At 62.4% G+C, this 23,456-nt stretch carries 18 protein-coding genes and 1 pseudogene; 18 read left to right on the plus strand and 1 reads right to left on the minus strand.

Annotated elements, in window-relative coordinates:
* The first annotated feature begins 659 nt into the window (after positions 1-659).
* The 8 genes and pseudogenes from LPW30_RS16240 to lnt all read left to right on the plus strand — a co-directional run bounded on the left by LPW30_RS16240 (position 660) and on the right by lnt (position 9,778).
* Positions 660-1,718: a peptidylprolyl isomerase gene (locus LPW30_RS16240; protein WP_476588336.1), complete on the plus strand. Its 1,059-nt coding sequence runs from the start codon at positions 660-662 to the stop codon at positions 1,716-1,718.
* 27 nt (positions 1,719-1,745) lie between these two features.
* Positions 1,746-2,213: pseudogene (locus tag LPW30_RS13050) on the plus strand (transposase); the annotation flags it as partial.
* A gap of 522 nt (positions 2,214-2,735) precedes the next feature.
* Positions 2,736-3,659 carry a hypothetical protein gene (locus LPW30_RS13055; protein ID WP_239681083.1) on the plus strand — a complete coding sequence of 308 codons (924 nt, stop codon included), beginning with the start codon at positions 2,736-2,738 and terminating at the stop codon, positions 3,657-3,659.
* Positions 3,660-4,419: 760 nt separating this feature from the next.
* Positions 4,420-5,790, plus strand: a complete 1,371-nt coding sequence (gene miaB, locus LPW30_RS13060) for a tRNA (N6-isopentenyl adenosine(37)-C2)-methylthiotransferase MiaB (RefSeq protein ID WP_239681084.1) — start codon at positions 4,420-4,422, stop codon at positions 5,788-5,790.
* Positions 5,791-5,841: 51 nt separating this feature from the next.
* On the plus strand, positions 5,842-6,855 hold the full coding sequence (locus tag LPW30_RS13065) for a PhoH family protein (RefSeq protein WP_025282182.1): 1,014 nt from the start codon (positions 5,842-5,844) through the stop codon (positions 6,853-6,855).
* A 2-nt stretch (positions 6,856-6,857) separates the two neighbouring features.
* Positions 6,858-7,334 carry an rRNA maturation RNase YbeY gene (ybeY, locus tag LPW30_RS13070; RefSeq protein WP_025282181.1) on the plus strand — a complete coding sequence of 159 codons (477 nt, stop codon included), beginning with the start codon at positions 6,858-6,860 and terminating at the stop codon, positions 7,332-7,334.
* Positions 7,331-8,203 (plus strand): HlyC/CorC family transporter, encoded by an 873-nt coding sequence (locus tag LPW30_RS13075; RefSeq protein WP_025282180.1) that lies wholly within the window; start codon positions 7,331-7,333, stop codon positions 8,201-8,203. The genes ybeY and LPW30_RS13075 overlap by 4 nt, the downstream gene beginning before the upstream one ends.
* 36 nt (positions 8,204-8,239) lie before the next feature.
* Positions 8,240-9,778, plus strand: coding sequence for an apolipoprotein N-acyltransferase (lnt, locus tag LPW30_RS13080; protein ID WP_239681085.1), 1,539 nt, complete (start codon positions 8,240-8,242; stop codon positions 9,776-9,778).
* Positions 9,779-9,808: 30 nt separating this feature from the next.
* Here lnt and LPW30_RS13085 read toward each other — a convergent pair whose 3' ends face one another.
* Positions 9,809-10,342 (minus strand): zinc ribbon-containing protein, encoded by a 534-nt coding sequence (locus LPW30_RS13085; protein WP_238624055.1) that lies wholly within the window; start codon positions 10,340-10,342, stop codon positions 9,809-9,811.
* A gap of 245 nt (positions 10,343-10,587) precedes the next feature.
* On the opposite strand from LPW30_RS13085, the gene leuS reads away from it, so the two are divergent.
* The 10 genes from leuS to LPW30_RS13135 all read left to right on the plus strand — a co-directional run bounded on the left by leuS (position 10,588) and on the right by LPW30_RS13135 (position 23,414).
* Positions 10,588-13,041: a leucine--tRNA ligase gene (gene leuS, locus LPW30_RS13090; RefSeq protein ID WP_239681086.1), complete on the plus strand. Its 2,454-nt coding sequence runs from the start codon at positions 10,588-10,590 to the stop codon at positions 13,039-13,041.
* Positions 13,042-13,046: 5 nt separating this feature from the next.
* Positions 13,047-13,580 carry an LPS-assembly lipoprotein LptE gene (locus LPW30_RS13095; protein ID WP_239681087.1) on the plus strand — a complete coding sequence of 178 codons (534 nt, stop codon included), beginning with the start codon at positions 13,047-13,049 and terminating at the stop codon, positions 13,578-13,580.
* 11 nt (positions 13,581-13,591) lie between these two features.
* Positions 13,592-14,632 carry a DNA polymerase III subunit delta gene (holA, locus tag LPW30_RS13100; protein ID WP_239681088.1) on the plus strand — a complete coding sequence of 347 codons (1,041 nt, stop codon included), beginning with the start codon at positions 13,592-13,594 and terminating at the stop codon, positions 14,630-14,632.
* Positions 14,632-15,906, plus strand: coding sequence for a glutamate-5-semialdehyde dehydrogenase (locus LPW30_RS13105; RefSeq protein WP_239681089.1), 1,275 nt, complete (start codon positions 14,632-14,634; stop codon positions 15,904-15,906). The genes holA and LPW30_RS13105 overlap by 1 nt, the downstream gene beginning before the upstream one ends.
* Before the next feature lie 30 nt (positions 15,907-15,936).
* A complete protein-coding gene (nadD, locus tag LPW30_RS13110; RefSeq protein WP_025282173.1) occupies positions 15,937-16,575 on the plus strand; it encodes a nicotinate-nucleotide adenylyltransferase in 639 nt (212 codons plus the stop codon).
* Positions 16,576-16,589: 14 nt separating this feature from the next.
* Entirely contained in the window at positions 16,590-16,976 is a 387-nt protein-coding gene (rsfS, locus tag LPW30_RS13115) for a ribosome silencing factor (RefSeq protein WP_025282172.1), read from the plus strand.
* Positions 16,977-16,979: 3 nt separating this feature from the next.
* Complete coding sequence (rlmH, locus tag LPW30_RS13120) at positions 16,980-17,450, plus strand: 23S rRNA (pseudouridine(1915)-N(3))-methyltransferase RlmH (RefSeq protein WP_025282171.1); 471 nt, start codon at positions 16,980-16,982, stop codon at positions 17,448-17,450.
* A gap of 13 nt (positions 17,451-17,463) precedes the next feature.
* The gene (locus LPW30_RS13125) at positions 17,464-18,012 is read left to right on the plus strand and encodes a Maf family protein (RefSeq protein WP_025282170.1); all 549 of its coding nucleotides are present in this window, start codon (positions 17,464-17,466) and stop codon (positions 18,010-18,012) included.
* Between the two features lie 77 nt (positions 18,013-18,089).
* A complete protein-coding gene (gene rng, locus LPW30_RS13130; RefSeq protein WP_025282169.1) occupies positions 18,090-19,568 on the plus strand; it encodes a ribonuclease G in 1,479 nt (492 codons plus the stop codon).
* Positions 19,569-19,607: 39 nt separating this feature from the next.
* The gene (locus LPW30_RS13135; protein ID WP_239681090.1) at positions 19,608-23,414 is read left to right on the plus strand and encodes a YhdP family protein; all 3,807 of its coding nucleotides are present in this window, start codon (positions 19,608-19,610) and stop codon (positions 23,412-23,414) included.
* Positions 23,415-23,456 lie beyond the last annotated feature (42 nt).

Consider the following 23,456-nt stretch of genomic DNA (forward strand, 5'->3'; position numbering starts at 1 on the left):
CATAAATCCCGGCATGAGGCTTTAGCTAGGGACGCTCGATGGAGGTAGTAATATACTCAAGCCTGTTTGGCGCTCCTTGCCGCCGCATTGGCAGCGTGGTTAGCTGTGCAAAACTACTTTCGGCAACGGGAGCATGAGCTCATTTGATCCAGGTACCTGGAGGGCAGCCTGGATCTCCTGGCCTAACAAATGGCGCATGTCTCTGAAGTGCCCAGCCACAACTGGGCTCGTTGCCTCGCGATTCTCAAATCATATAGAGATCTTGAGGGCCGGTTCGACCTTGAGGAATTGTCGAAGGGCTTCATCGAGCTTCAATCAAGCAAGCATAATGTGGTAGCTGATCATCGCCTTTACACACTTACTGGAACCTATGATTACTGGGAGGCGTACCAGCATGCAATGACATATTTTGGGAGCGAAAACGCTGTTCTTGTAAAGGAAATACCGGAGGCTATTCGGGGCGTCTTGTTGCAGAGCAGGTTAATGAGCGTCATTCTTACATGGCTCAGCATGCTTTCGTTCATTAGGGGAATCTGCGCGAAAATATGGATAAATACGTGGCCACCCGGCCTAGGTGAAGAGCCGCTTGAATTGGTATTTCGCAAGACTCGTAAGCGAAATTGAGTCAATATATGTCATTAGGTTAAGGGAGAGGGTGTATGGACCATCGTGTCGCAATTTCATTAGCTTTCATGCTTGTGTTGTTACTGCCGTTAGTGGCCGGGTGTTCGATGAGTGAGGTAGGCGTCCCGCAAAGTCTATCCCCACCATATAAGGCCGAAATGGAAGAGGCGGAGCGACGGGGTTCTCCGTTGGTGATAACAGGTATAAGAACTTCTAAGCCTAACACCGCTGGTGGCGTGGACCTTCATATTGACTTTATTTCGGTCAGTGATTCACCGATCAAGTACGTCAATTTTGTTGTTACTCCGTACAATGCTGTACATGATGCGGTTTCATCTACAGTAGATGGACGAAGTGATGCCCAGGTTAGGTCGACTGGCCCACACTATCGTGGCTATACGGCCTCGGGCAAATATTGGCGGAATGTTTGGTACAACACATCAATTACTTGTGCAGCCGTTAAGTCAGTAATAGTCACATTTATGGATGAAACCTATAGGCATTACAGCGGAGCTAATTTAGGAGATGTATTCGCTAGGGGGCACCTCAATTCATGTGGTAACAATCTCGCAGGGTCGGCCCTTGATAATGGTGCAATCTCAAGAGCTACACTTGTGACAAGTAAAGGAGATATTGTTATTGAACTCTATTCCGCGAAAGCCCCAAAGACAGTTGCGAATTTCAAAACCTATGCTCGCGAAGGCTTTTATGATAACACGATCTTCCATAGGGTGATTCCTGGTTTTATGATTCAAGGTGGCGGGTTTACCCCTCAGATGCAGGAGAAGGCCACCCGTGAAGGAGTTCGTAGTGAGGCAAATAACGGCCTTAGCAATACGGTGGGGACAATCGCATTGGCACGCTCTCCTGATCCTCATTCGGGTACTTCGCAGTTCTTTATTAATATTAGTAATAATAGTTTCTTAGACTTTACTTCGGAAACTCGTAGAGGGTGGGGCTACACTGTGTTCGGAAGCGTGGTTGACGGGATGGGTGTCGTGGAGAATATCGCTAACAGTCCTACCGAAATACGCGGAGAACATAGGAATGTTCCCCGTGAAGCCGTCCTACTCAGGGAGGTTATAGTAAATTAATGAACCTTATGCCGATGTCGGTATAAGGTTCACAAGACGGCGAATGTGCTCAACAAGCTGCCCAAGTCGGTTCAGCCCAAGGTCAAGTCTGACCTCCAGGAAATCTGGATGGCGCAGACCCGAGAAGGGGCTCACAAGGCCTTTGATCGCACCCTGAAGCGCTTCGAGGCCAAGTACCCCAAGGCGATGGCATGCCTGAACAAGGACCGGGATGAACTGCTGGCGTTTTACGATTACCCGGCGGACCATTGGGTGCACATCCGCACCACCAACCCGGTTGAATCGACCTTCTCCACGGTTCGCCTGCGGACCATACGCAGCCGGAACTGTGGATCCCGGGCGGCGACCCTGGCGATGGTATTCAAGCTGCTTCAGAGCGCCCAGAAGCGCTGTAGACGCATCAAGCATTTCCGGAGGCTGGAACTGGTCGTCAACAACGTCAAGTTCCAGGACGGGCAGCAAGTAATTGATCAGTCAGACAGGAAGGCCGCCTGATCGTTGTACACCAGATTTGACAACAACTCAATTGTGGACGAACAAGGATATAGAGAGTCCGGCTTTGATTTGGATAAGGTTGTGTGTCAAGGCTTAAAGAAGTTGAAATCTAGCTCATATGCTGGGTCGTATTCTAGAAATTACAAGCACATGGATATGTGCCAAATTCTTGAAGAGTGTACGCCTGAGACTGCTGCTGCATATATTCCGTTCTTGGAGTTACGTGATATTGATCTCGACTTGCTCCGTCAGTTTCTAATTGAAAACGAAGAAAAGTTTGATCATGGCGTATCAAGCTATGCAAGCAGTTTTCGCAAGCTTGCGGCACTTTATGATAGGTTGAGATGGGGTTGGCATTAGTGGAGTGGTTTAATTAACCCGGTTCACATGGGGCGTTACTTCCGAGTGTAGTGGATCGTCTCTGTGGTTGAGTGTTGGTGTTAAGTAGATAACAGAGCTTGGGGTGGGAGTTTAATATTTGGCGTGGTTTGTGACTGCATATCTGACTTGCCGGAGCTCGAGATGAAGTCCGTAGATTGGTGGAAGAATTTTGCGTTGGGCATGGAATTGGATGCTGCCGGTACTTTCGTCTATAACGGTGTTAGGGCGTTGCACGGGTTGCCTTCGCTTAATCACCCTGTTGATTGTTTTGAGGTTCTCTACAATTTGTCTGTAGGAATCGAGAGATTACTGAAGGTTGCAATTATACTTGTTGAGCATGAAGAGCAGGTGAGTTTGGAGCAATTAGAGCGGAGTCTAATTTCTCACAATACAATCGAGCTCGCGGATCGGATTAATAGCAGGCGAAAGTTGGAGCTTGCTAATGTGCATCGTGAGTTCCTGTCGGTGCTCTCCCGATTTTACAAAACGCATCGTTATGGACGGTACTCAATAAGTAACATTCCCGAAATCGATGAAGAGCGAAAATTATTGCTCCGATTTATATGTAAGCACGGGAATATCCAAATGGATATCGGTGATGAGTTCTCCCTAATACCAAATTCCGACAAAATTCGTAGATTTTTTGGAACGGTTGTAAAAAAGATATGTGATGAGGTCTTTAGGGTAGTGAAGGACCGTGCCAGAGAACTGAATATTTTTACGTATGAGATTCGCTCCGATTCTAAAGCAATGAAGGTTTTCTATGGAGAGCGTTTGGATTTCTTGGATGAAGACATCAAGAAAAAGGAGCTGTTATTGTTCCTTATGAGCGAAAAAGCGAAGGGGGTGCATCGGGCCATCTTCCAAGAAGTGGACGCGCTAGATCTTGATCCAACAATGGTGGCCAGCTATATACACGCATTGGTTAATGACGTTCATTTGCCGTATGTCGAAGGTGAGATAGACGAATTGTATATGGAAATGCGTGACGTAAAGGGTCGTCTTGGGATTCTTAGAGTTATTGACAATGAACATCTATCATTCGATGATGAAGGCGAGACGTAGGAGTGGCGCGGTCTGACAGATTTGTTCTGGTAGAGGGAAAGCTTGCCTCGAGTTTTCGCATGGAAGCATGGTCGTATGCGCATGTAATGCCCTCTGCTTTGCGGCCTGAAACGGGAAGTGAGTTGGTCAGAGTAGCGGTCGCTTCAACGCTGCTTGAGACACTGCCCGCCCCCGAGTTGTCGTTGGGTGGTTTGTAAAGTTTTTCCACCGAGCCAAGAGTGGCTCCCTTAATTATGGACAAAAAAGTGGACAAAATGGCATCAAAGGGCGTGTAAGTGTATAAAAAATAACGGAAAAACGCTTCCTTATTACCTCTTAGGTGTATGGTTCCCTTTTAAATAGGACCTGACATGCCCCCTGTGGGAGCGGGCCTGCCCGCGAAAGCGGCGGCCCCAATCCCCCAAGCGCTGCTAACGCAGCGATTCGCGGGCAGGCCCGCTCCCACAAGGGTCGATCTGTCCCCACCGCTACCGGGCGGTCCCTCATGCCGGGCTGCCCCGCAGCTGGCGTTTTGGCGGGCCTTCTGAAACGGGATGCCTGTTCCAGGATGATGCCCCCGCAGATTTGAGTGCCCCTGATGAAGGGGCACTGTGTTGGTGGGGGCACCGTGGGAGCCGGCTTGCCCGCGAATGGCGGTGATGCCGGGCTTTTGGCCTGTGCCACCCGCATTCGCGGCCGGGGGGCGCTCCCACAACAGGCGGCACACGGCCGGGCCCCATCGGCCCGCGACATTCAGCCGGATCACGGTTAAAATCTTCCCATGACTCTCAAGATCCATATCCAGACCCACGGCTGCCAGATGAACGAGTATGACTCGGGCAAGATGGTGGACGTGCTGCGGGCTTCCCATGGGGCGGAGTTGACGGACGATCCCGCCTCGGCTGATCTGTTGCTGCTCAATACCTGCTCCATCCGCGAGAAGGCCCAGGAAAAGGTCTTTTCGCTGCTGGGCCGCTGGCGCCAGCTCAAGGACAGCCGCCCGGGCGTGCTGATCGGCGTGGGGGGCTGCGTGGCCAGTCAGGAAGGGGAGGTGCTGCGCGAGCGGGCGCCCTTCGTGGACCTGGTATTCGGCCCCCAGACCTTGCATCGTCTTCCCGAAATGCTGGATCGCGCCCGCCGGGAGAAACAGCCGGTGGTGGATGTCTCCTTCCCCGAGATCGAGAAGTTCGACCGCCTGCCCGAACCCCGGGCCGAGGGCCCCACGGCCTTTGTCTCGGTGATGGAGGGGTGCAGCAAGTACTGCACCTACTGCGTCGTGCCCTTCACCCGCGGCGAGGAGATCAGCCGGCCTTTCGATGATGTGCTGGCCGAGGTGGCGCAGCTGGCCGCCCAGGGGGTGCGGGAGGTGAATCTGCTGGGGCAGAACGTGAATGCCTACCGCGGCCCCATGCATGATGGCGAGATCGCCGACCTGGCCCTGCTGATCCACTATGTGGCGGCGGTGGACGGCATCGACCGCATCCGCTTCACCACCTCCCACCCGGTGGAGTTCTCCGACAGCCTCATCCAGGCCTTTGCCGATGTGCCCGAGCTGGCCAGCCACCTGCATCTGCCGGTGCAGAGTGGTTCGGATCACATCCTGGCGGCCATGAAGCGCGGCCACACAGCCCTGGAATACAAGTCCCGCATCCGGCGGCTGCGGGAAGCCCGCCCGGACCTGTCCCTGTCCTCGGATTTCATCGTGGGCTTTCCGGGTGAGACCGACACCGACTTCGAGGCCACCATGCGACTGATTGAGGACCTGGGGTTCGATCAGTCCTTCAGTTTCATCTACAGCCCTCGCCCGGGCACGCCGGCTGCCAATCTGGAGGACTCCGTACCCCTGGAGGTGAAGAAGGCGCGCCTGCAACGCCTGCAGGATCGCATCAACGCATCGGCGCGGGCCATCAGCGAGGCCATGGTGGGTTCGGTGGAAACCGTGCTGGTGGAGGGCCCGTCCCGCAAGGATCCGGCCTGCATGGCCGGTCGCACCGTCAATCACCGCATGGTCAACTTCCCCGGTGGCCCGGAGCTGTTGGGGCGTTTTGTCCCCGTGCGCATCACCCAGGTCATGAGCAACTCCCTGCGCGGTGAACTCGTGCGTGATCCCGCACACCCACGACCGACGCCCGTGGCGGCGAACGGCGCCTGATCCAGCTATACTTTTCAAGACACGCAACACGTCCAGTGGCCTGACCCGACCTTGACAGATCAACCTGCCGACCCCAAATCCGCGGCCCGACCCTCCTCTGTGGAGTTGTCGCTGGAGCCCGCTGACAACCTGCGCCTGGCCAATCTCTGTGGCCAGTTTGATGAACACCTTCGATTGCTGGAAAAGCGCCTGGGGGTGGAAATCAATAACCGGGGCGCCCGCTTCAATATCATTGGTGACACGGAGCCTGCCCAGGCCGGTGCCGAGGTGATTCGTGATCTATATCGCATCACTGCGGGCGAGGCCCTGACGCCCGAGCGGGTGCACCTGCACCTGCAGGAGTCTCAGGTGGACCTGCTCATGGAGCGCCGGGACAGTGCCGCCGACGAGGATGAGCCCGTCCTGCGCCTGCGCCGCGGCGTGATCCGGGGGCGCGGTGCCCATCAGATGCGTTATCTGCGCAACATCCGCACCCACGATCTCAATTTTGGCGTGGGTCCTGCGGGGACCGGCAAGACCTATCTGGCCGTGGCCGCTGCCTGCGAGGCTCTGGAGACGGACCGGGTGCGTCGCCTGGTGCTGGTGCGCCCGGCGGTGGAGGCGGGTGAACGCCTGGGATTCCTGCCGGGGGATCTGGCCCAGAAGATCGACCCCTATCTGCGTCCCATGTACGACGCGCTTTACGAGATGCTGGGATTCGAGAAGGTGGCCAAACTTCAGGAACGCAGCGTCATCGAGGTGGCCCCGCTGGCCTATATGCGCGGGCGCACGCTCAATGATGCCTTCGTGATCCTGGATGAAGCCCAGAACACCACACCGGAACAGATGAAGATGTTCCTCACCCGCATCGGCTTTGGCTCCACCGCCGTGGTCAACGGGGACGTGACGCAGACGGACCTTCCCCATCCCCGGCAGTCGGGTCTGCGCCATGGGGTGGAGATCCTCAAGGATGTGAAGGGCGTCAGCTTCACCTTCTTCACCGCCCGGGACGTGGTGCGCCATCCCCTGGTGCAGCGTATTGTCGAGGCCTATGACGCCGGAGATGCCGGCGGCCAGGGTGCCTGACCATGGACTCTCGGACCCAGGTCCAGTATGCGGTGCCTCGCCGGGGCATCCCCGCCCCCGTGTCCCTGAGCCGTTGGGTGGATCTGGCACGCCAGGGCGCCCCGGGTTCCGTGGTCATCCGGGTTGTGGACGAGCATGAGAGCGCCCAGCTCAATGGCGCCTATCGTGGCAAGCGGGGCCCCACCAATGTGCTGTCCTTCCCCTTCGAGGCGCCGGAGGGCATTCCGGTGGATCATCTGGGCGATCTGGTGATCTGCGCCCCTGTGGTGGCCCGCGAGGCCCGGGAGCAGGGCAAGGCGTCCCGCAGTCACTGGGCTCACATGGTGATCCACGGCGTCCTGCATCTGCGCGGTTACGACCATCTGGACGAGGCCGATGCACACGAGATGGAAACGATTGAAACATTGCTGATGGCAGAATGCGGTTATGACGACCCCTATTCCCTCCCTGACAACCCCTCTGAAACGACACCCTCATGAACACTGATCGATCTAGTCACCCCGGGACCCGCAGCTGGGTGGAGCGCTTCAGCCTCGCCCTCTCCTCGGAGCCCCGGGATCGTAGCCAGTTGGTGGAACTGCTGCGCAATGCCCACCAGCGCCAGATCATCGATCCGGATGCCCTGGGGATGCTTGAGGGCGTGATGCAGGTGGCCGACATGCAGGTGCGGGATATCATGATCCCGCGGGCACAGATGGATGTGGTGAACCGGGATGCCCGGCTTGATGAAATCGTGCCCTTTTTGGCGGAATCGGCCCATTCCCGCTTTCCCGTGATCGGTGATGACCGGGATGAAGTGGTGGGCATTTTGCTGGCCAAGGACATGCTGCGTTATTTCACCCCGGAGGGGGCGGAGGGTTTCGACATGCAGGACATCCTGCGCCCCGCCGTGTTCGTCCCAGAGGCCAAGCGGCTGAATATCCTGCTCAAGGAGTTTCGGAACAGCCGCAACCACATGGCCATCGTCGTGGACGAGTATGGTGGCGTGGCCGGACTGGTCACCATCGAGGATGTGCTGGAACAGATCGTCGGCGAGATCGATGACGAGCACGATATCGACGATTTTCTTACCCATATCCTGCGTCATACCAATGGCCGCTTCACCGTCAAGGCACTCACTCCCATCGAGGAGTTCAACGCCTATTTCAACACCCAGTACAGCGACGAGGCCTTCGACACCATCGGCGGTTTCATCGTCCATCGATTCGGGCATGTACCCAAGCGGGGCGAGGAGCTGGTATTCGATCGTTTCCACGTGCGCGTGCTGCGCGCCGATAACCGCCGTGTTCATCTGTTGGAGCTCAGCTACCGGGACATGCCCGCAGTTGAATCCGAAAACGCCTCCTGACCGCGGTCCCGCTGACGTTAAAGACCCCTCCCTCCCATGACTGCATCCGTTTCGGACCTCTCTCTGCCGCGGCGCATTGAGCAACACCCGCGCCTGGCGGCCCTGGTGGCCGCCCTGGCCGGTGTGCTGCAGGTGCTTGCCTTCGCACCTTTTGAAGTGCGTGCCCTGAGCATTCTGGCCCCCGCCATCCTCTTCATCCTCTGGGTGGGTGCCAGCCCGCGCCAGGCCGCCTGGCGGGGCTATGCCTTTGGGGTGGGCCTGTTTGGTGCGGGCGTCTACTGGGTGTATCACAGCCTGCACCTGTTCGGGGCGGCCATCGCGCCCCTGGCGGCCCTGATCACGGCGGGTTTCGTGCTGGCCCTGGCCCTGTTCCCGGCCTTCATGGGCTACCTGGTGGCGCGTTTGCGCGTGCGGATGCCCGGGCCCTGGGCATTGATCCTGCTGATGCCGGCCCTGTGGGTGCTGTTTGAATGGTGGCGGGGCTGGTTCCTCACCGGCTTCCCCTGGCTGCTGCTGGGGACGGCCCATCTGGACACCCAACTGGCTGGCTACGTGCCGGTGGTGGGTGTCTTTGGAGTGAGTGCGCTGGTGGCGGTGATGGCCGGCTGCCTGGCCTGGGGACTGATTCGCGGGCAACGGGCAGCACTGTGGGCCGGCGGTGTCATCCTGGCCCTGTGGCTGGGCGGTGCGCTGCTCTCCCAGGTGGAGTGGACGCGTCCCACCGGCCAGCCCCTCACCGCCAGTCTGCTCCAGGGCAACGTCGCCCAGGAGGAGAAACTGCTGCCGGAGCATCTGCCCCAGTCCATGGCCCTGTACGCCCAACTCACGGAGGAGGCCTTTGGCAGCGATTTGATCGTCTGGCCCGAGACCGCGGTACCCACCTTTCACCGCCGACTGGAGCCGGAATTTCTCGGCCCCCTGGCCCGGGCGGCGCGGGCCCAGGGCAGCACGATGATCACCGGCATCTTCACCTACGATCCGGAAACCGGGAACATGTACAACAGCATTGCCCGTCTGGATGGGGCAGGCGAGGCCGAGTTCTACCACAAGCGCAAACTGGTGCCCTTTGGTGAGTATCTGCCGTTGCGGGGCCTGCTCATGTGGCTGGACGACTTCATCGAACTGCCCATGGCGGACCTGTCCCGTGGGCACGGAGGCTGGACCCTGGAGGCGGCGGGGGTCATTCTGGGACCCTCCATCTGCTACGAGGATGCCTTTGGCTCGCAGATCATCCGCGCGCTGCCCCGGGCCCAGTTGCTGGTGAATGTGACCAACGACGCATGGTTCGGCGATTCCATCGCCCCTCATCAGCATCTCGAGATCGCCCGGGCCCGCAGCCTGGAAACGGGGCGTGAAATGCTGCGGGCCACCAACACGGGTATTTCAGCGGTCATCGACCATCGGGGCCGCATACGGGATCAGTCACCCCAGTTCGAGACCCATGTGCTGACCGCACACACACAACCCCGGGATGGGGCCACCCCCTACGTGATCTGGGGCAACTGGCCGGTGGTCCTGTGGGCTGTTGCCATGGTGGTGGCCCTGCCGCTGCTGGCCCGCCGCCGCACCACCTGAGCGACGGCCCTGGCTGCCCCACCCGTCGCTTCAGCCCCGTACGCGGTGAAATTCGGTGGCGCGGCATTGGGGGCAGGGTGGGATGCGCCCGCTTTCGGTGAAGTGCAGCTCCTTGCCGCACTTGTCGCAGCGGAGCACACCCGGGCCAGCCACTTCACCGGTATGCCAGACGCCCACCACCCGGGCCTGGGCCTCCAGTTCTGCCAGTTCCACCCGGGTGCGATCGGCAATGGAGCCCAGCAGGTCCAGCAGCCGGGCCTCGATCAGTTGCAGGTCCATGCGGAACCATGTCTGGTAGTCGCGACTGGACTCGGTCAGGTAGTCGCCCATGTCGTGCAGGTCCCGGCGGATGTAATCGGCCACCTCGTGCGCCTCTTCCCGAGTGATCTCCCCCAGGTCCACCGCCCGCTTGCGGGCATGCTGAATGGCCTGCTCCAGACTGGGCGCAGCCCGCTCCTCAGCCGTTTCCACGGCATGCTTCACCCGCTCCAGCATGGTGTCGTAGGCATGGGCCAGAGTGTCCTTCACCGGATGTTCTGATTTTTGCTGCTCTTGTTCGGCCATGGTTGTGCCCTCCTGGTGGAAATCGCTGACGCCGCAGTCTCAGAGCCTACCAACTCTTCCGTTGGACAGCTATGCGTGCCCATCGTCTCGGGGGTCACGGCTTGACGACCCCATCAGTTGTTCCCCTGCCGCGCGCACTGGTATTCTTTTCGGTCTTTCCGCACGTCCCGGGCCCGACCCATGCCGCTCTGGGCATGCCCCGTTGCGTCCCGCGAACCCGTATCCAGATCCCAGCCGGTGTGACCATGCAAGAACAGTATCAACCCGAGACCGTCGAGACTGAAGCGCAGGCCTGGTGGGCCGAGCAGGATTGCTTTCGCGCCCAGGAGGACCCGTCCCGGGAAACCTTCTACTGTCTATCCATGTTTCCCTATCCCAGTGGGCGGCTGCACATGGGGCACGTGCGCAACTACACCATCGGCGATGTGATTGCCCGTTACCAGCGCATGCAGGGCCGCAATGTGCTGCAGCCCATGGGCTGGGACGCCTTCGGCCTGCCCGCCGAGAACGCCGCCATGAAGCATGGTGTGCCCCCGGCCCAGTGGACCTACGAGAACATCGATTACATGCGCGGCCAGTTGCAGCGCCTGGGTTTTGCCTATGATTGGTCCCGGGAACTGGCCACCTGTACGCCCGAGTACTACCGCTGGGAGCAATGGCTGTTCACCCGACTGTTCAAAAAGGGGCTGGTCTACAAGAAGACCGCCGTGGTCAACTGGGACCCGGTGGATCAGACCGTGCTGGCCAACGAACAGGTCATCGAGGGCCGCGGCTGGCGCTCCGGCGCCAAGGTGGAGCGTCGCGAGATCCCCCAGTGGTTCCTGCGCATCACCGACTATGCCGAGGAACTGCTCAATGGGCTGGACAATCTGACCGGCTGGCCGGAGCAGGTGCGCACCATGCAGCGCAACTGGATCGGTCGCTCCGAGGGCGTGGAGGTGGCCTTCCCGGTGGACGGTGGTGAACCGCTGCGGATCTATACCACCCGCCCCGACACCCTCATGGGTGTGACCTACATGGCCGTGGCTGCCGATCACCCCCTGGCCCGGCAGGCCGCGGAAACGCGCCCGGAAGTGGCTGCCTTCATCGAGGAATGCCGGCACAACAGTGTCTCCGAGGCCGACATGGCCACCCTGGAGAAGCGGGGCGTGGCCACCGGGATCGAGGCACGCCACCCCATCACCGGAGAGCCCGTGCCCGTCTGGGTGGCCAACTTCGTGCTCATGGAATACGGCACCGGCGCCGTCATGTCCGTGCCCGCCCACGATCAGCGGGACTGGGAGTTCGCCCGCGCCCACGGGCTGCCCATTCGCCAGGTCATTCGTCCGGCGGACGAGACGGCAAGCGTGGACCTGGCGCAGGAGGCCTTCACAGACAAGGGGGTACTGATGGCCTCCGGCGAGTTCGATGGGCTGGACTTCCCCCAGGCCTTCGAGGCCATCGCCGGTTATCTGGAGTCCCGGGAACTGGGTACCCGCCAGGTGAATTACCGTTTGCGGGACTGGGGCGTATCACGGCAGCGTTACTGGGGTTGCCCCATCCCCATCATCAACTGCCCCAGTTGCGGTGCCGTGCCGGTGCCCGAGTCACAGTTGCCGGTGGTGCTGCCCGAGGACGTGGCGTTCGATGGCACCGGGTCACCCATCAAGAAGATGCCGGAATTCTACAAGACCACCTGCCCGGAATGCGGCGGCGAGGCCGAGCGGGAAACGGACACCTTCGATACCTTCTTCGAGTCCTCCTGGTATTACGCCCGCTATACCTGCCCGGACAACCATGACGCCATGATGGATGAGCGTGCCGGGCACTGGTTGCCCGTCAATCAGTATGTGGGGGGTATCGAGCATGCCGTACTGCACCTGCTGTACGCCCGCTTCTTCCACAAGCTGATGCGCGACGAGGGCCTGGTCCCGGGGGATGAGCCTTTCACCCATCTGCTCACCCAGGGCATGGTGCTCAAGGACGGCGCCAAGATGTCCAAGTCCAAGGGCAATACCGTGGACCCCCAGGAGCTGATCCAGCGCTACGGCGCCGACACCGTGCGTCTGTTCATGATGTTTGCCGCCCCCCCGGAGCTGTCTCTGGAATGGTCGGATTCCGGCGTGGAGGGTGCCTTCCGCTTCATCAAGCGGCTGTGGAAGCAGGTGCATGATCACGTCAGCCAGGGCGCGGCCCCGGCCCTGGATCCCGCCAGCCTGAACGATGCCCAGGCGGATCTGCGCCGCAAGCTGCACCAGACCATTGGCAAGGTGAGCGATGATGTGGGTCGCCGTTACACCTTCAACACCGCCATCGCCGCCTGCATGGAGCTGATGAACGACCTGGGGCGTCTGGAAGGGGGCACCGATCAGGATCGCGCCCTGACCCAGGAGGTGCTGGAATCGGTGGTGCTCATGCTCTCGCCCATCATCCCCCACGTGGCCCATCGCCTCTGGCGTGAACTGGGCCACGAGCAGGCCGTGGTGGGCTGCGCCTGGCCGCAGGTGGATGAGTCCGCCCTGCAGAGTGACACCCAGGAACTGGTGGTGCAGGTCAACGGCAAACTGCGCAGCCATATCCGCGTGCCCACGGGGGCTGATCGGGCCGCCATCGAGCAGATGGCCCTGGCTGATGACAACGTGCAGCGTCACACAGAGGGCAAGTCCGTGGCCAAGGTGATCGTCGTGCCCGGCAAGCTGGTCAACGTGGTGGCCAAGTGATCCCCATGGCTCACCGGGCCCCGCGGGCCAACCTGCCTGCGGGCGGCGGTCGCAGCCTGGCCTGGATCGGGGTGGTGCTGGTGTGTCTCACCCTCGTCGCCTGCGGATTTCAGTTGCGTGGGGCGGGGGAACTGCCGCCGGAGATGGCCCGGACGGCCATCTCCGGCATCAGTGAGCAAGATGCACTGGCGCGGGACCTGGCCCAGTCCCTGCGGGCCAACGGCGTCCGGGTGGTGGAGCGGGACGAGGCCGATGCGCTGTTGCGCATCACCCGAATGGATACGGGGCGCCGCACGCTGTCGGTGGGTGGAGATGCGCGGGTGAGTGAATACGAGGTTTATCTCACCATCGGCTTCCAGGTGGAGGGCCTGGGTTCGGAGTTCGAGATCCCCACCCAAACCCTGACCCTCACCCGGGATTATCTCTTTGATCCCGCCGGGGTGCTGGGGCGCTCGGAACAGGAGCGGGTGCTGCGCGAATCCATGCGCCGGGACGCGGTGCAACTCATCCTGCTGCGCCTGCAAAGCGCCGCCCGCTGAGCCTGCAGCCCATGCAGCTTCGTCCCGAGCAACTGGAGTCTCACCTGGAAAAGGCCCTGGCGCCCATCTATCTGCTCTCCGGTGACGAGCCCTTGCAATTGATGGAAGCGGCGGATGCCGTGCGCGCCGCCGCCCGGCTCCAGGGCGTGGAGGATCGTGAGGTCTTCAACGTGGACAAGGGGTTTGACTGGGAGCAACTCTCCGCCGCCGCCGAGAGTCTGTCCCTGTTCGCCCGCCGACGCCTGCTGGAGTTGCGCATGCCCACGGGCAAACCGGGCGCTCAGGGCAGCAAGGTGCTGCAGGCCTACGCCCGGCGACCGGCAGAGGACACAGTACTCCTGATCGAGACCGGTCGACTGGACGCCAGTGACCGCAAGACCGCTTGGTGCAAGGCTCTGGAATCGGCGGGTGTGCTGGTGCAGGTGTGGCCGCTGGATCTGGCCGGCACCCAGGGCTGGATGCAGCGGCGAATGCGCCGGCATGGTCTGCAGCCCACCGCCGATGCGTTGCGTCTGCTGTCAGAACGCGTGGAGGGCAACCTGCTGGCCGCAACTCAGGAGATCGACAAGCTGGTATTGCTGAGCGGCCCGGGGCCGGTGGATGCCGAGGCGGTGCTGAGCGCCGTGGCCGACAGTGCCCGCTTCGGCGTTTTCGACCTGGTGGATGCGGCCCTGGCAGGCGAAACTGCCCGGGCCGTGCGTGTGCTCCAGGGCCTGAGGGATGAGGGCATCGAGGCGGTGCTGGTGCTCTGGGCCCTGGCCCGGGAAATCCGCAGCCTGCATCGCATGGCCGAACAGGTGGAGGCCGGCAAACCGGTCCAGCAGATCCTGAGCGGCGTGCGCCCCCAGCGCCGTCAGCCCATCGTGCGTCAGGCGCTGCGGCGCCATGGTGAGATGGGCCTTGGGCGCCTGCTGGCCAGCTGCGCCCGGGTGGATCGGGCCATCAAGGGCCGCCATCCGGGCAACCCCTGGGATGAGTTGTTAGACTTGACCTTGAATCTGGCGGGGACCCGTGTGGTCCCGGACCATTCCCCTCTGACAGGAACACCGTAGTGTCCGATACAGCAAACGATGACATCCGGAACATGATGCAGGAGATGGGTCATCAGGCCCGTGCTGCGTCCCGGGAACTGGCGCGGGCCGAGTCCGGCGCCAAGAATGCCGCGCTCACGGCCATGGCGGAGTTGATCGAGCAGCGTGCCGATCAACTCATGACGGAAAACCGCAAGGATCTGGAGGCTGGTGAGCGTAACGGCCTGGATGCAGCCATGCTGGACCGGCTGGCCTTCACCCCGGAGCGCCTCGGCGTCATGGCCGAAGGCCTGCGTCAGATTGCCGCACTGCCGGATCCGGTGGGGGCCATCAGTGATCTGAATTATCGCCCCAGCGGTATTCAGGTGGGGCGCATGCGGGTGCCCCTGGGGGTGATCGGCATCATCTTCGAATCCCGGCCCAACGTCACCGTGGACGCCGCCGGCCTGTGTCTCAAATCCGGCAACGCGGCCATCCTGCGGGGCGGCTCCGAGGCCATTCATTCCAACCAGGCCCTGGCTGGCTGCATCCGTGATGGCCTGGCCGCCGCGGGCCTGCCGGCGAATGCGGTGCAGGTTGTTGCCACCACCGACCGTGCGGCCGTGGGTGCCCTGCTGCGCCTGAAGGATCACGTGGATGTGATCGTGCCCCGGGGCGGCAAGAGCCTGATCGCCCGGGTGAGCGAGGAATCCCTGATCCCGGTGATCAAGCACCTGGACGGCATCTGCCATGTGTACATCGATGACCACGCTCAGCTGGACAAGGCCACGCGGGTCACCGTGAACGCCAAGACACAGCGCTACGGCACCTGCAATACCCTGGAAACCCTGCTGGTGGCCGAGGGCATTGCCCCCCGCGCCCTCAAGGCCCTCAAGCCCCTGTTCGATGAAAAGGGCGTGGAACTGCGCGGATGTCCACGTACCCGCGATTTCCTGCCGGATATCGCCCAGGCCTCGGATGCGGACTGGGATACCGAATACCTGGCCCCGGTGCTGTCCATCCGGGTGATGGCAGGTCTGGATGAGGCCATCGAGCACATCAACACCCATGGTTCCCAGCATACCGACAGCATCATCACCGAGGACTACACCCGTGCCCGGCGCTTCCTGCGCGAGGTGGATTCCAGTTCCGTGATGGTCAATACCTCCACCCGCTTCGCCGACGGGTTCGAATACGGCCTGGGTGCCGAGATCGGCATCAGCACCGACAAGTTGCATGCCCGCGGGCCGGTGGGTCTGGAGGGGCTCACCACCCTCAAGTTCATCGTTCTGGGTGATGGCCATGTACGTGGCTGATCAGGGTGGAGTGAGGCGCCCGTTGGACTCATGATCGGCATCCTGGGCGGCACCTTCGACCCCATCCACTTCGGCCATCTGCGTCCGGCCCTGGAGGTGCAGGAACACCTGGGCATGGATGAGGTGCGCTTCATCCCCTGTGGTCTGCCGCCGCACCGGCGGCAGCCGGCGGTATCGGTGGCGCATCGCGCGGCCATGGTGGAGCTTGCCGTGCAGGGGCAGCCAGGGTTCGTCATGGACCCCAGGGAGTTGCAGCGCGAAGGCCCCTCCTACAGCGTGGACACCCTGGAGAGCCTGCGGGCGGAGCTGGGCCAGGAGGTGCCCTTGTGCCTGATGCTGGGCATGGACGCCTTTGCCGGGTTGTCCTCCTGGCACCGCTGGCGGGAGATCACCCGACTTGCCCATGTGGTGGTTTCCCACCGCCCCGGGAGTCCCGCGTCCCATGACCTGGGTGACTGGATGCAGGATCATTGCACCCTGGATCCCCAGGATCTGCGCCGAACACCGGCAGGGCGGGTGTTCTTTCTGCCGGTGACCCAGCTGGATATTTCCGCCACCGCCATTCGTCGCCTGATTGCCCGGGGGTACAGCCCCCTGTACCTGACCCCCAGGGTGGTGGTGGATTACATCGCCGACCATGGCCTTTACGGTCCCGCGGCCACCCGTTAAACAAGAGACTCAAGATGCAGACAGAAACACTGACGCAGATCGTCACCGATGCCCTGGAAGACATGAAGGCTCAGGACCTCAAGGTGATCGACGTGCGTGGCAAGACCTCCATCACCGACACCATGGTCATTGCCACCGGCACTTCCAACCGCCATGTGAAGTCCCTGGCCGAGAACGTCCTGGTCAAGACCAAGGAGGCCGGCGTCATGCCTTTGGGCTCGGAGGGCGAACAGGATGCGGAGTGGGTGCTGGTGGATCTGAACGATGTGGTGGTGCATGTGATGCTCCCCCAGGTGCGTGATTTCTACAACCTGGAAAAACTCTGGCTCACCGATGAGCAGGCCCAGCCCGAGCCCGATGAGGACTCCCCCGAGGCAGCCGTGCGTCGCCTGCGCCGCTAGACCGTGCGCATTCATCTGCTGGCCATCGGCCACCGCATGCCGGCCTGGGTCAACGAGGGCTACCGCACCTATGCCCAGCGCCTGCCTGCGGAATGCCGGCTTGAACTGCGTGAGATCGCCGCGCCACGCCGGGGGCGTAGCGTGCCGGTGGAGCGTCTGCGGGAACAGGAGGGCGAGGCCCTGCTGGCCGCCGTGCCCCGGGATGCCTGGGTGGTGGCCCTGGATGAAAATGGCCGTGGTCTGGACACGGCCACCCTGTCGGGCAAGCTGGACGACTGGATGCAGTCGGGTCGGGATGTGTGCCTGCTGGTGGGTGGCCCCGATGGCCTTGCACCGGCGTGCCGGGCGCGGGCCGATTTCACCTGGTCCCTGTCGCCGCTGACCTTCCCGCACCCCATGGTCAGGGTGATCCTGGCCGAACAGCTGTACCGGGCGTGGTCCCTGCTGCGCGGGCACCCCTATCACCGCGAATAGAGTTTCATCCGTCATGCTGATCCTTGCCTCCGCCTCGCCCCGTCGCCGTGAACTGCTGGATCAGATCGGGGTCTGCCATGAGGTGCGCCCCGTGGATGTGGACGAAACCCCTCACCCGGGGGAGGCGCCCGATGAGTTCGCCCGGCGCATGGCCCGGTCCAAGGCCCTGGCCGGTGCCCACCATGCTGCGGGACGTCCGGTGCTGGGGGCCGACACGGTGGTCAGTATTGACGGTGACATCCTGGGCAAGCCCATGGACAGGGAGCATGCCCTGGACATGCTGGGCCGCCTTTCAGGGCGGGATCACACGGTGTATTCCGCCGTGGCTCTGGTTCAGGGGGAACGGATCCGGGATGCCCTCAGTGCCACCCGCGTGCGCTTCAAGTGCCTGTCGTTGCGTGAGCGGGAGGACTATTGGGCCAGTGGCGAACCGGTGGACAAGGCCGGTGCCTATGGCATCCAGGGCCTCGCTGCCCTGTTCGTGGAACATATCGAGGGCAGTTACAGCGGCGTGGTGGGCCTGCCGCTGTTCGAGACCGGGGCCTTGCTGGCCGGGGACTGAAACCCTTGGCATCCTGTATCGTGTAGTGGGCTTCGCCTCTCCGGGCGCCCAGACACCTAGCAACAAGGCACCGAAGAATGATGGGTACGGAAATTCTCATGAATGTCACTCCCCAGGAGACCCGTGTGGCCCTGGTGGAAAACGGCGTGTTGATGGAGCTGAACATGGAGCGCGCCCGACGGCGCGGTCTGGTGGGCAACATCTACAAGGGCCGGGTGAGCCGCGTGCTGCCCGGGATGGATGCCGCCTTTGTGGACATCGGCCTGGAGCGTGCCGCCTTCCTGCACGCTTCCGATGTGGCACCAGTGGAACGCGAGGAACTGCCCCGGGAAGAAACCGAACGCAACGAGCCCATCCAGCGGCTGTTGCGCGAGGGGCAGGACATCCTGGTGCAGGTGATCAAGGACCCGCTGGGTTCCAAGGGAGCCCGTCTGACCACCTACATCACGGTGCCGTCCCGCTATCTGGTGCTCATGCCCGGCAATACCACCATCGGCATCTCCACCCGCATCGAGGCGGACACCGAGCGTGCGCGGCTCAAGACCACCCTGGAGGCCCTGCAGGCGGAGGTGCAGACCTCCTATGGTTTCATCGTGCGCACCGCGGCTGAAGCTGCCCCCGTGGAGGCCTTGAAGAACGATGTGATCTTCCTGGAAAAACTCTGGCAGACCATCCAGCAATCGGCCCGGGCGGCCAAGGCCGGCTCCGAGGTTTACGCAGACTTGCCGCTCACCCTGCGCATCCTGCGGGACATGGTGGGGGTGGATCTGGAAAAGATCCGCATCGACTCCCGGGAGACCGTGCAGCGGGTGAGCGAGTTCGCCCGGGAATACGTGCCGGAACTGGTGGATCGCATTGAGCATTATCCCGGCGAGCGACCCATCTTCGATCTCTACAACGTGGAAGAGGAGATCCAGAAGGCCCTGGAGCGCAAGGTGGAGCTCAAGTCCGGCGGGTATCTGATCTTTGATCAGACCGAGGCCATGACCACCATCGACATCAATACCGGCGCCTTCGTGGGTCACCGCAACCTGGAAGAGACCATCTTCAAGACGAATCTGGAGGCGGCCCAGGCCATTGCCCGGCAACTGCGGCTGCGCAATCTGGGAGGCATCATCATCGTCGATTTCATCGACATGACCCAGGATGAGCACAAGCGCCAGGTGCTGCGCTCCCTGGAAAAGGCCATGGAAAAGGACTACGCCAAGAGCCAGATCTGCGACGTCTCGCCCCTGGGACTGGTGGAGATGACCCGCAAGCGCACCCGCGAGAGCCTGGAACATCAACTGTGCGAACCCTGTCCCACCTGTAGCGGGCGGGGCTATGTCAAGTCCGCCGAGACCGTCTGCTACGAGATGTTCCGCGAGATCCTGAGGGAGGCACGGCAGTTCGATGCCCGGGAATTGCTGGTGCTGGCCTCCCAGGCAGTGGTGGATCTGTTGCTGGACGAGGAATCCGCCAGCGTGGCGCAACTGCAGGAATTCATCGGCATCCCCATCCGCTTCCAGGTGGAGAGCCTGTACACCCAGGAGCAGTTCGACGTGGTGTTGCTCTGACGGCAAACCGCATGATTCACTAACCCCGGGGCAGATCACTTGTCAGTCAGGATTCTCGCCATCTCCATCCGGGTTGTCGTGGCCGCCATCATCCTGCTGGCTGCCCTTACCCTGGTCCTTCGGCTGGTGGTGCCCCGCCTGCCGGGACTGGAGTCGCGGCTGGAGACCGAGCTCTCCCAGCTGACGGGTCACCCGGTGACGGTGGGTGACGTCAACCTGCGCTGGTGCCTGGTCGCGGCCCGGGTGAGTCTGACCGATGTGCGCATCCACGCCCCCGATGACGCCGATGCTCACGCGCCCCTGCTCCAGGTGGGCGGTCTGCAACTGGACGTGAACCTGCCCGCCAGCCTGTGGCGCGGCCAGCCCGCCTTGGGGCGGATCCAGGTGCAGGACGCCGATGTGCATGTGCTGCGGGATGAGTCCGGTCGCGTGCAGGTTCAGGGCACCCCCGCCGCGAATGGCGAGGCGTCACCACCGGCCGATCTCACCGAACTCCTGGCCGGGCGCCACCTCACCCTCACGGACAGTCGGCTGCGCTGGGAGGATCGCACCCTGGGCATCGACTACCAGTTCGACGATCTGAATCTTGCCGTGGCCCTGGAGGGGAATCGCCTGCGGCTGGCGGGCGACGTCTTTTTGCCGGCCCAGTTGGGGCATGCCCTTCAGGTGGGCATGGACCTGCGCCTGTCCCCGAAGCGGGATCAATGGCGCGGTCGGGCCTACCTGAAGGCCCAGAATCTCCACGTTCAGGGTCTGCCCAGTGAGGCGGGCCAACGTGTGGGGCTGGAGTCGGGCCGACTGGGTGCCCGGGTGTGGCTCACCTGGGATCAGGGTCGGGTGGAGCAGGTTCACATGGAGCTGGAGGGTCGCGAACTGGAGCTGGCAGCCGATGAGGTGGGAGACGTTGTGCCTGCCGGCCTGGACCATATGGCGGGGCGGTTGCTGTGGCTACGAGAACCCGGGGGCTGGCAGTTGCGGGGTAGTGATATCCAGTTGCAGCGCCAGGGCCTGGCCTGGCCCGAAGGCGGATTCGATCTGCGCTATCGGCAAGACGACGAGGCTCGTCAGTTGCAGGGCCGCATCGATTACCTGCGCCTGGACGACATTGCTCCCTTGTGGGTACATCAACTGGTTCTGGCCCAGGCCTGGCGGGAATATGTGTCCGTGCTGGCCCCCAGGGGCACGGTGCATCAGGTGAGCCTGGATCTGCGCCTGCCCCACGATGCCCCCCCCAACCTGCACGCCCACGGACATTTTCGCGGGCTTGGGGTATCTCCCCACGGGCCGGTACCCGGCTTGCGCGGACTGGAGGGGGGCTTTGCCTTCACGGGGGATGAGGGAGAGCTCTGGGTCGACAGCGAGGGGCTGGAATTGACTCTGCCGGATCTGTTCGACCACCCCCTGTGGGCGGACACTGCCCGGGGCACGATCCACTGGAAACAAGGCCCGGGAGGGGGCGTGCTGAGCACGCCGGATCTGCTCCTGGCCAACGAGGATATTCAGGCCCGTGCCCGAGGCGGGTTGACCCTGGGCCAGCATCCGGGCATGGATCTGGTGGTGGAGTTTGGCGAAGGCAACGGCGCCCGCACTGCCCATTATCTGCCACGAGGCATCATGCCCGAGGAAGCCCATGAATGGGTGAGCCGGGCGGTGGTGGATGGGCGGGTGGTCTCAGGAGGCATGCTTTTTCGGGGGCCTTTCGCTGCCTTTCCGTTCCGTGAGGATGAAGGGCGTTTCCAGGTGCAAGCGCGTATCGAGGACGGCATCCTGGACTACCAGGAGGGCTGGCCGCGCATCGAGGCGCTCTTTGGAGAACTGGTCTTCGAGAATCAGGCCATGGAGGTGCGTGGCGCCCGGGGGCGTCTGTTCGATGCCCAGGTGAGCGACGCCCGGGTGCGGATCGACGATCTGCAAAGCCCGCGCCTTGAAATCGAAGGCGGGGTTCAGGGCAGGCTCACCGATTATCTTCGCTATGTCTCGGCAAGCCCCCTGGGTGAAGGGCTGGAGGCCTGGTTGCCCGATGTGCAGGTGGACGGCGAGGGGCAGCTGGATCTGCGCCTGAACATCCCCCTGCAGGGGCGCGAGGCCATGGAGCGTCCGGATCAGGTGGAGGGTGTCCTTGCGCTCCAGGGTAATCGCCTGTCCATGACGGGGCAGGATCTGGCCCTGGAGGCCATCCGGGGGCAGGTGGATTTCACGGAACAGACCGTTGAGGCCCGGGACATTTCGGCCCGGTTCAATGACGTCCCGGTCACCCTGAGTGTGGACCGCTTCGCCGACGGGGCACTGCAGGCCCGGGCCGAGGGGATGCAATCGCTTCATGCCCTGCTGGGCGAGGCCCTCCCCGAGGCTGTGGGCGCCCGGCTGGAGGGGGCCTCACACTGGCGGGCGCAGCTTCACATGCCGCCGGAGGGATCGCCCAGACTGGAGCTGGACTCGGATCTTGTGGGGGTGGCCTCAAGTCTGCCGGTGCCGTTTGAAAAGTCCCGTTCATCCAGTCGTCCTCTGGAGGTGGAGATTCCCCTTGGGGAGGCCGGTGGTTCCATCCGGGCGCGCCTTGAAGGGGATATTCAGGCTGTCTTCTCCCCCGGTGAGCAACCCGATGGGACCACGGGGGAGCTGCGCATTGGCCGCGGGGCGGCCCTGTTGCCGACCGAGGGAATCCGGGTGGTGGGCCAGCTGGATCGGGTGGACGTGGATGATTGGTGGGGGCTGGCCTCGGAGCTGGAGTCGGCCCCCCTGGAAGGTGTAGGCGGGGCGCTCAATGAAGTGGACCTGCAACTGGGGGCGGTGACCCTGGCCGGCGGCCGCGAAACCCAGGACATGAGTATCCATGCCCGGCGGGAGTCCGGCCAATGGGACCTGCAACTGGCCTCGCCGCTGGTGCTGGGCCAGGTGCTGATCCCGCTTGAACCCGACGATGAAACGCCCCTGGTGCTGGACCTGGACCTGCTGGATCTGGATCAGCTCACCCCGGGCGGGGAAGGGCAGGGGCTGGCCGCCCAGGTGGACCCGCGTCGGTTGCCGCCCATGGATATTCGCTTGGGCACGCTGATGACGGACGGGCGGCGTTTTCGCTCACTGACCCTGGTTACCGAGCCGACCCCCGAGGGGCTGGTGATCCGTGAGGGCCAGCTGGCGACGGCGGGGGAACAACTGCAGGGACGGATGCAGGGGCACTGGAACGTGGATGATGACGGGGCCCATCACACCCGGCTGGATCTGGAGCTGGACAGCGATGACCTGGGCCGCGGCCTCACCGACCTGGGCTTCGAACACGCCTTCAGCGGTGGCCGCGCCCGGGTGGAGGCCAGCCTGGATTGGCCCGAGGCTCCTCATCGCTTTGACCTGGCAACACTGGAGGGGACGGGTGAGTTCAAGGTCAGGGATGGTCGCCTCGTCGAGGTGGAGCCGGGGGCTGGACGCCTACTGGGCCTGTTCAGTCTCAACCTGTTGCCGCGGCGCCTGGCCCTGGACTTTCGTGATTTCTTCCAGCGGGGATTTGTCTTTGATGAACTCACCGGCAGTTTCCGTCTGTCCGAGGGCAATGTGTACACCCCGGATCTGCGCATCGACGGCCCCGCCGCCCGCATCCGCATCCAGGGACGCACCGGGCTGGTGGAGCGGGATTACGACCAGACCATCGTGGTGATTCCCAGCGTGCGCGGCACCCTGCCCCTGGCGGGGGCCCTGCTGGGCGGTCCGGTGGCGGGCCTGGCTGTGTTCGTCTTCGATCGGGTGGCTGGCGTGGGCGAGCACATCGACGAGGCTGCCCGGGTGGAATATCGTGTCACCGGCCCCTGGTCCAGCCCCCACGTGAAGGGCGTGGCGAGAGGGGGGGAGTAGGCGCAGGTTCGTCAATTCCATCTGAGTATTGCTATAGTACCG

Origin of the sequence: Ectothiorhodospira variabilis, from assembly GCF_022227625.1 — a bacterium.
Lineage (GTDB): Bacteria > Pseudomonadota > Gammaproteobacteria > Ectothiorhodospirales > Ectothiorhodospiraceae > Ectothiorhodospira > Ectothiorhodospira haloalkaliphila.

Excerpts from the sequence above, each read along its gene's own strand:
- leuS (WP_239681086.1), top strand. The coding sequence starts at position 10,588 with ATGCAAGAACAGTATCAACCCGAGACCGTCGAGACTGAAGCGCAGGCC.
- rsfS (WP_025282172.1), top strand. The coding sequence starts at position 16,590 with ATGCAGACAGAAACACTGACGCAGATCGTCACCGATGCCCTGGAAGAC.
- nadD (WP_025282173.1), top strand. The coding sequence starts at position 15,937 with ATGATCGGCATCCTGGGCGGCACCTTCGACCCCATCCACTTCGGCCAT.
- LPW30_RS13095 (WP_239681087.1), top strand. The coding sequence starts at position 13,047 with ATGGCTCACCGGGCCCCGCGGGCCAACCTGCCTGCGGGCGGCGGTCGC.
- lnt (WP_239681085.1), top strand. The coding sequence starts at position 8,240 with ATGACTGCATCCGTTTCGGACCTCTCTCTGCCGCGGCGCATTGAGCAA.
- holA (WP_239681088.1), top strand. The coding sequence starts at position 13,592 with ATGCAGCTTCGTCCCGAGCAACTGGAGTCTCACCTGGAAAAGGCCCTG.
- LPW30_RS16240 (WP_476588336.1), top strand. The coding sequence starts at position 660 with ATGGACCATCGTGTCGCAATTTCATTAGCTTTCATGCTTGTGTTGTTA.
- LPW30_RS13055 (WP_239681083.1), top strand. The coding sequence starts at position 2,736 with ATGAAGTCCGTAGATTGGTGGAAGAATTTTGCGTTGGGCATGGAATTG.
- rng (WP_025282169.1), top strand. The coding sequence starts at position 18,090 with ATGATGGGTACGGAAATTCTCATGAATGTCACTCCCCAGGAGACCCGT.
- LPW30_RS13075 (WP_025282180.1), top strand. The coding sequence starts at position 7,331 with ATGAACACTGATCGATCTAGTCACCCCGGGACCCGCAGCTGGGTGGAG.
- ybeY (WP_025282181.1), top strand. The coding sequence starts at position 6,858 with ATGGACTCTCGGACCCAGGTCCAGTATGCGGTGCCTCGCCGGGGCATC.
- miaB (WP_239681084.1), top strand. The coding sequence starts at position 4,420 with ATGACTCTCAAGATCCATATCCAGACCCACGGCTGCCAGATGAACGAG.
- LPW30_RS13085 (WP_238624055.1), bottom strand. The coding sequence starts at position 10,342 with ATGGCCGAACAAGAGCAGCAAAAATCAGAACATCCGGTGAAGGACACT.
- LPW30_RS13125 (WP_025282170.1), top strand. The coding sequence starts at position 17,464 with ATGCTGATCCTTGCCTCCGCCTCGCCCCGTCGCCGTGAACTGCTGGAT.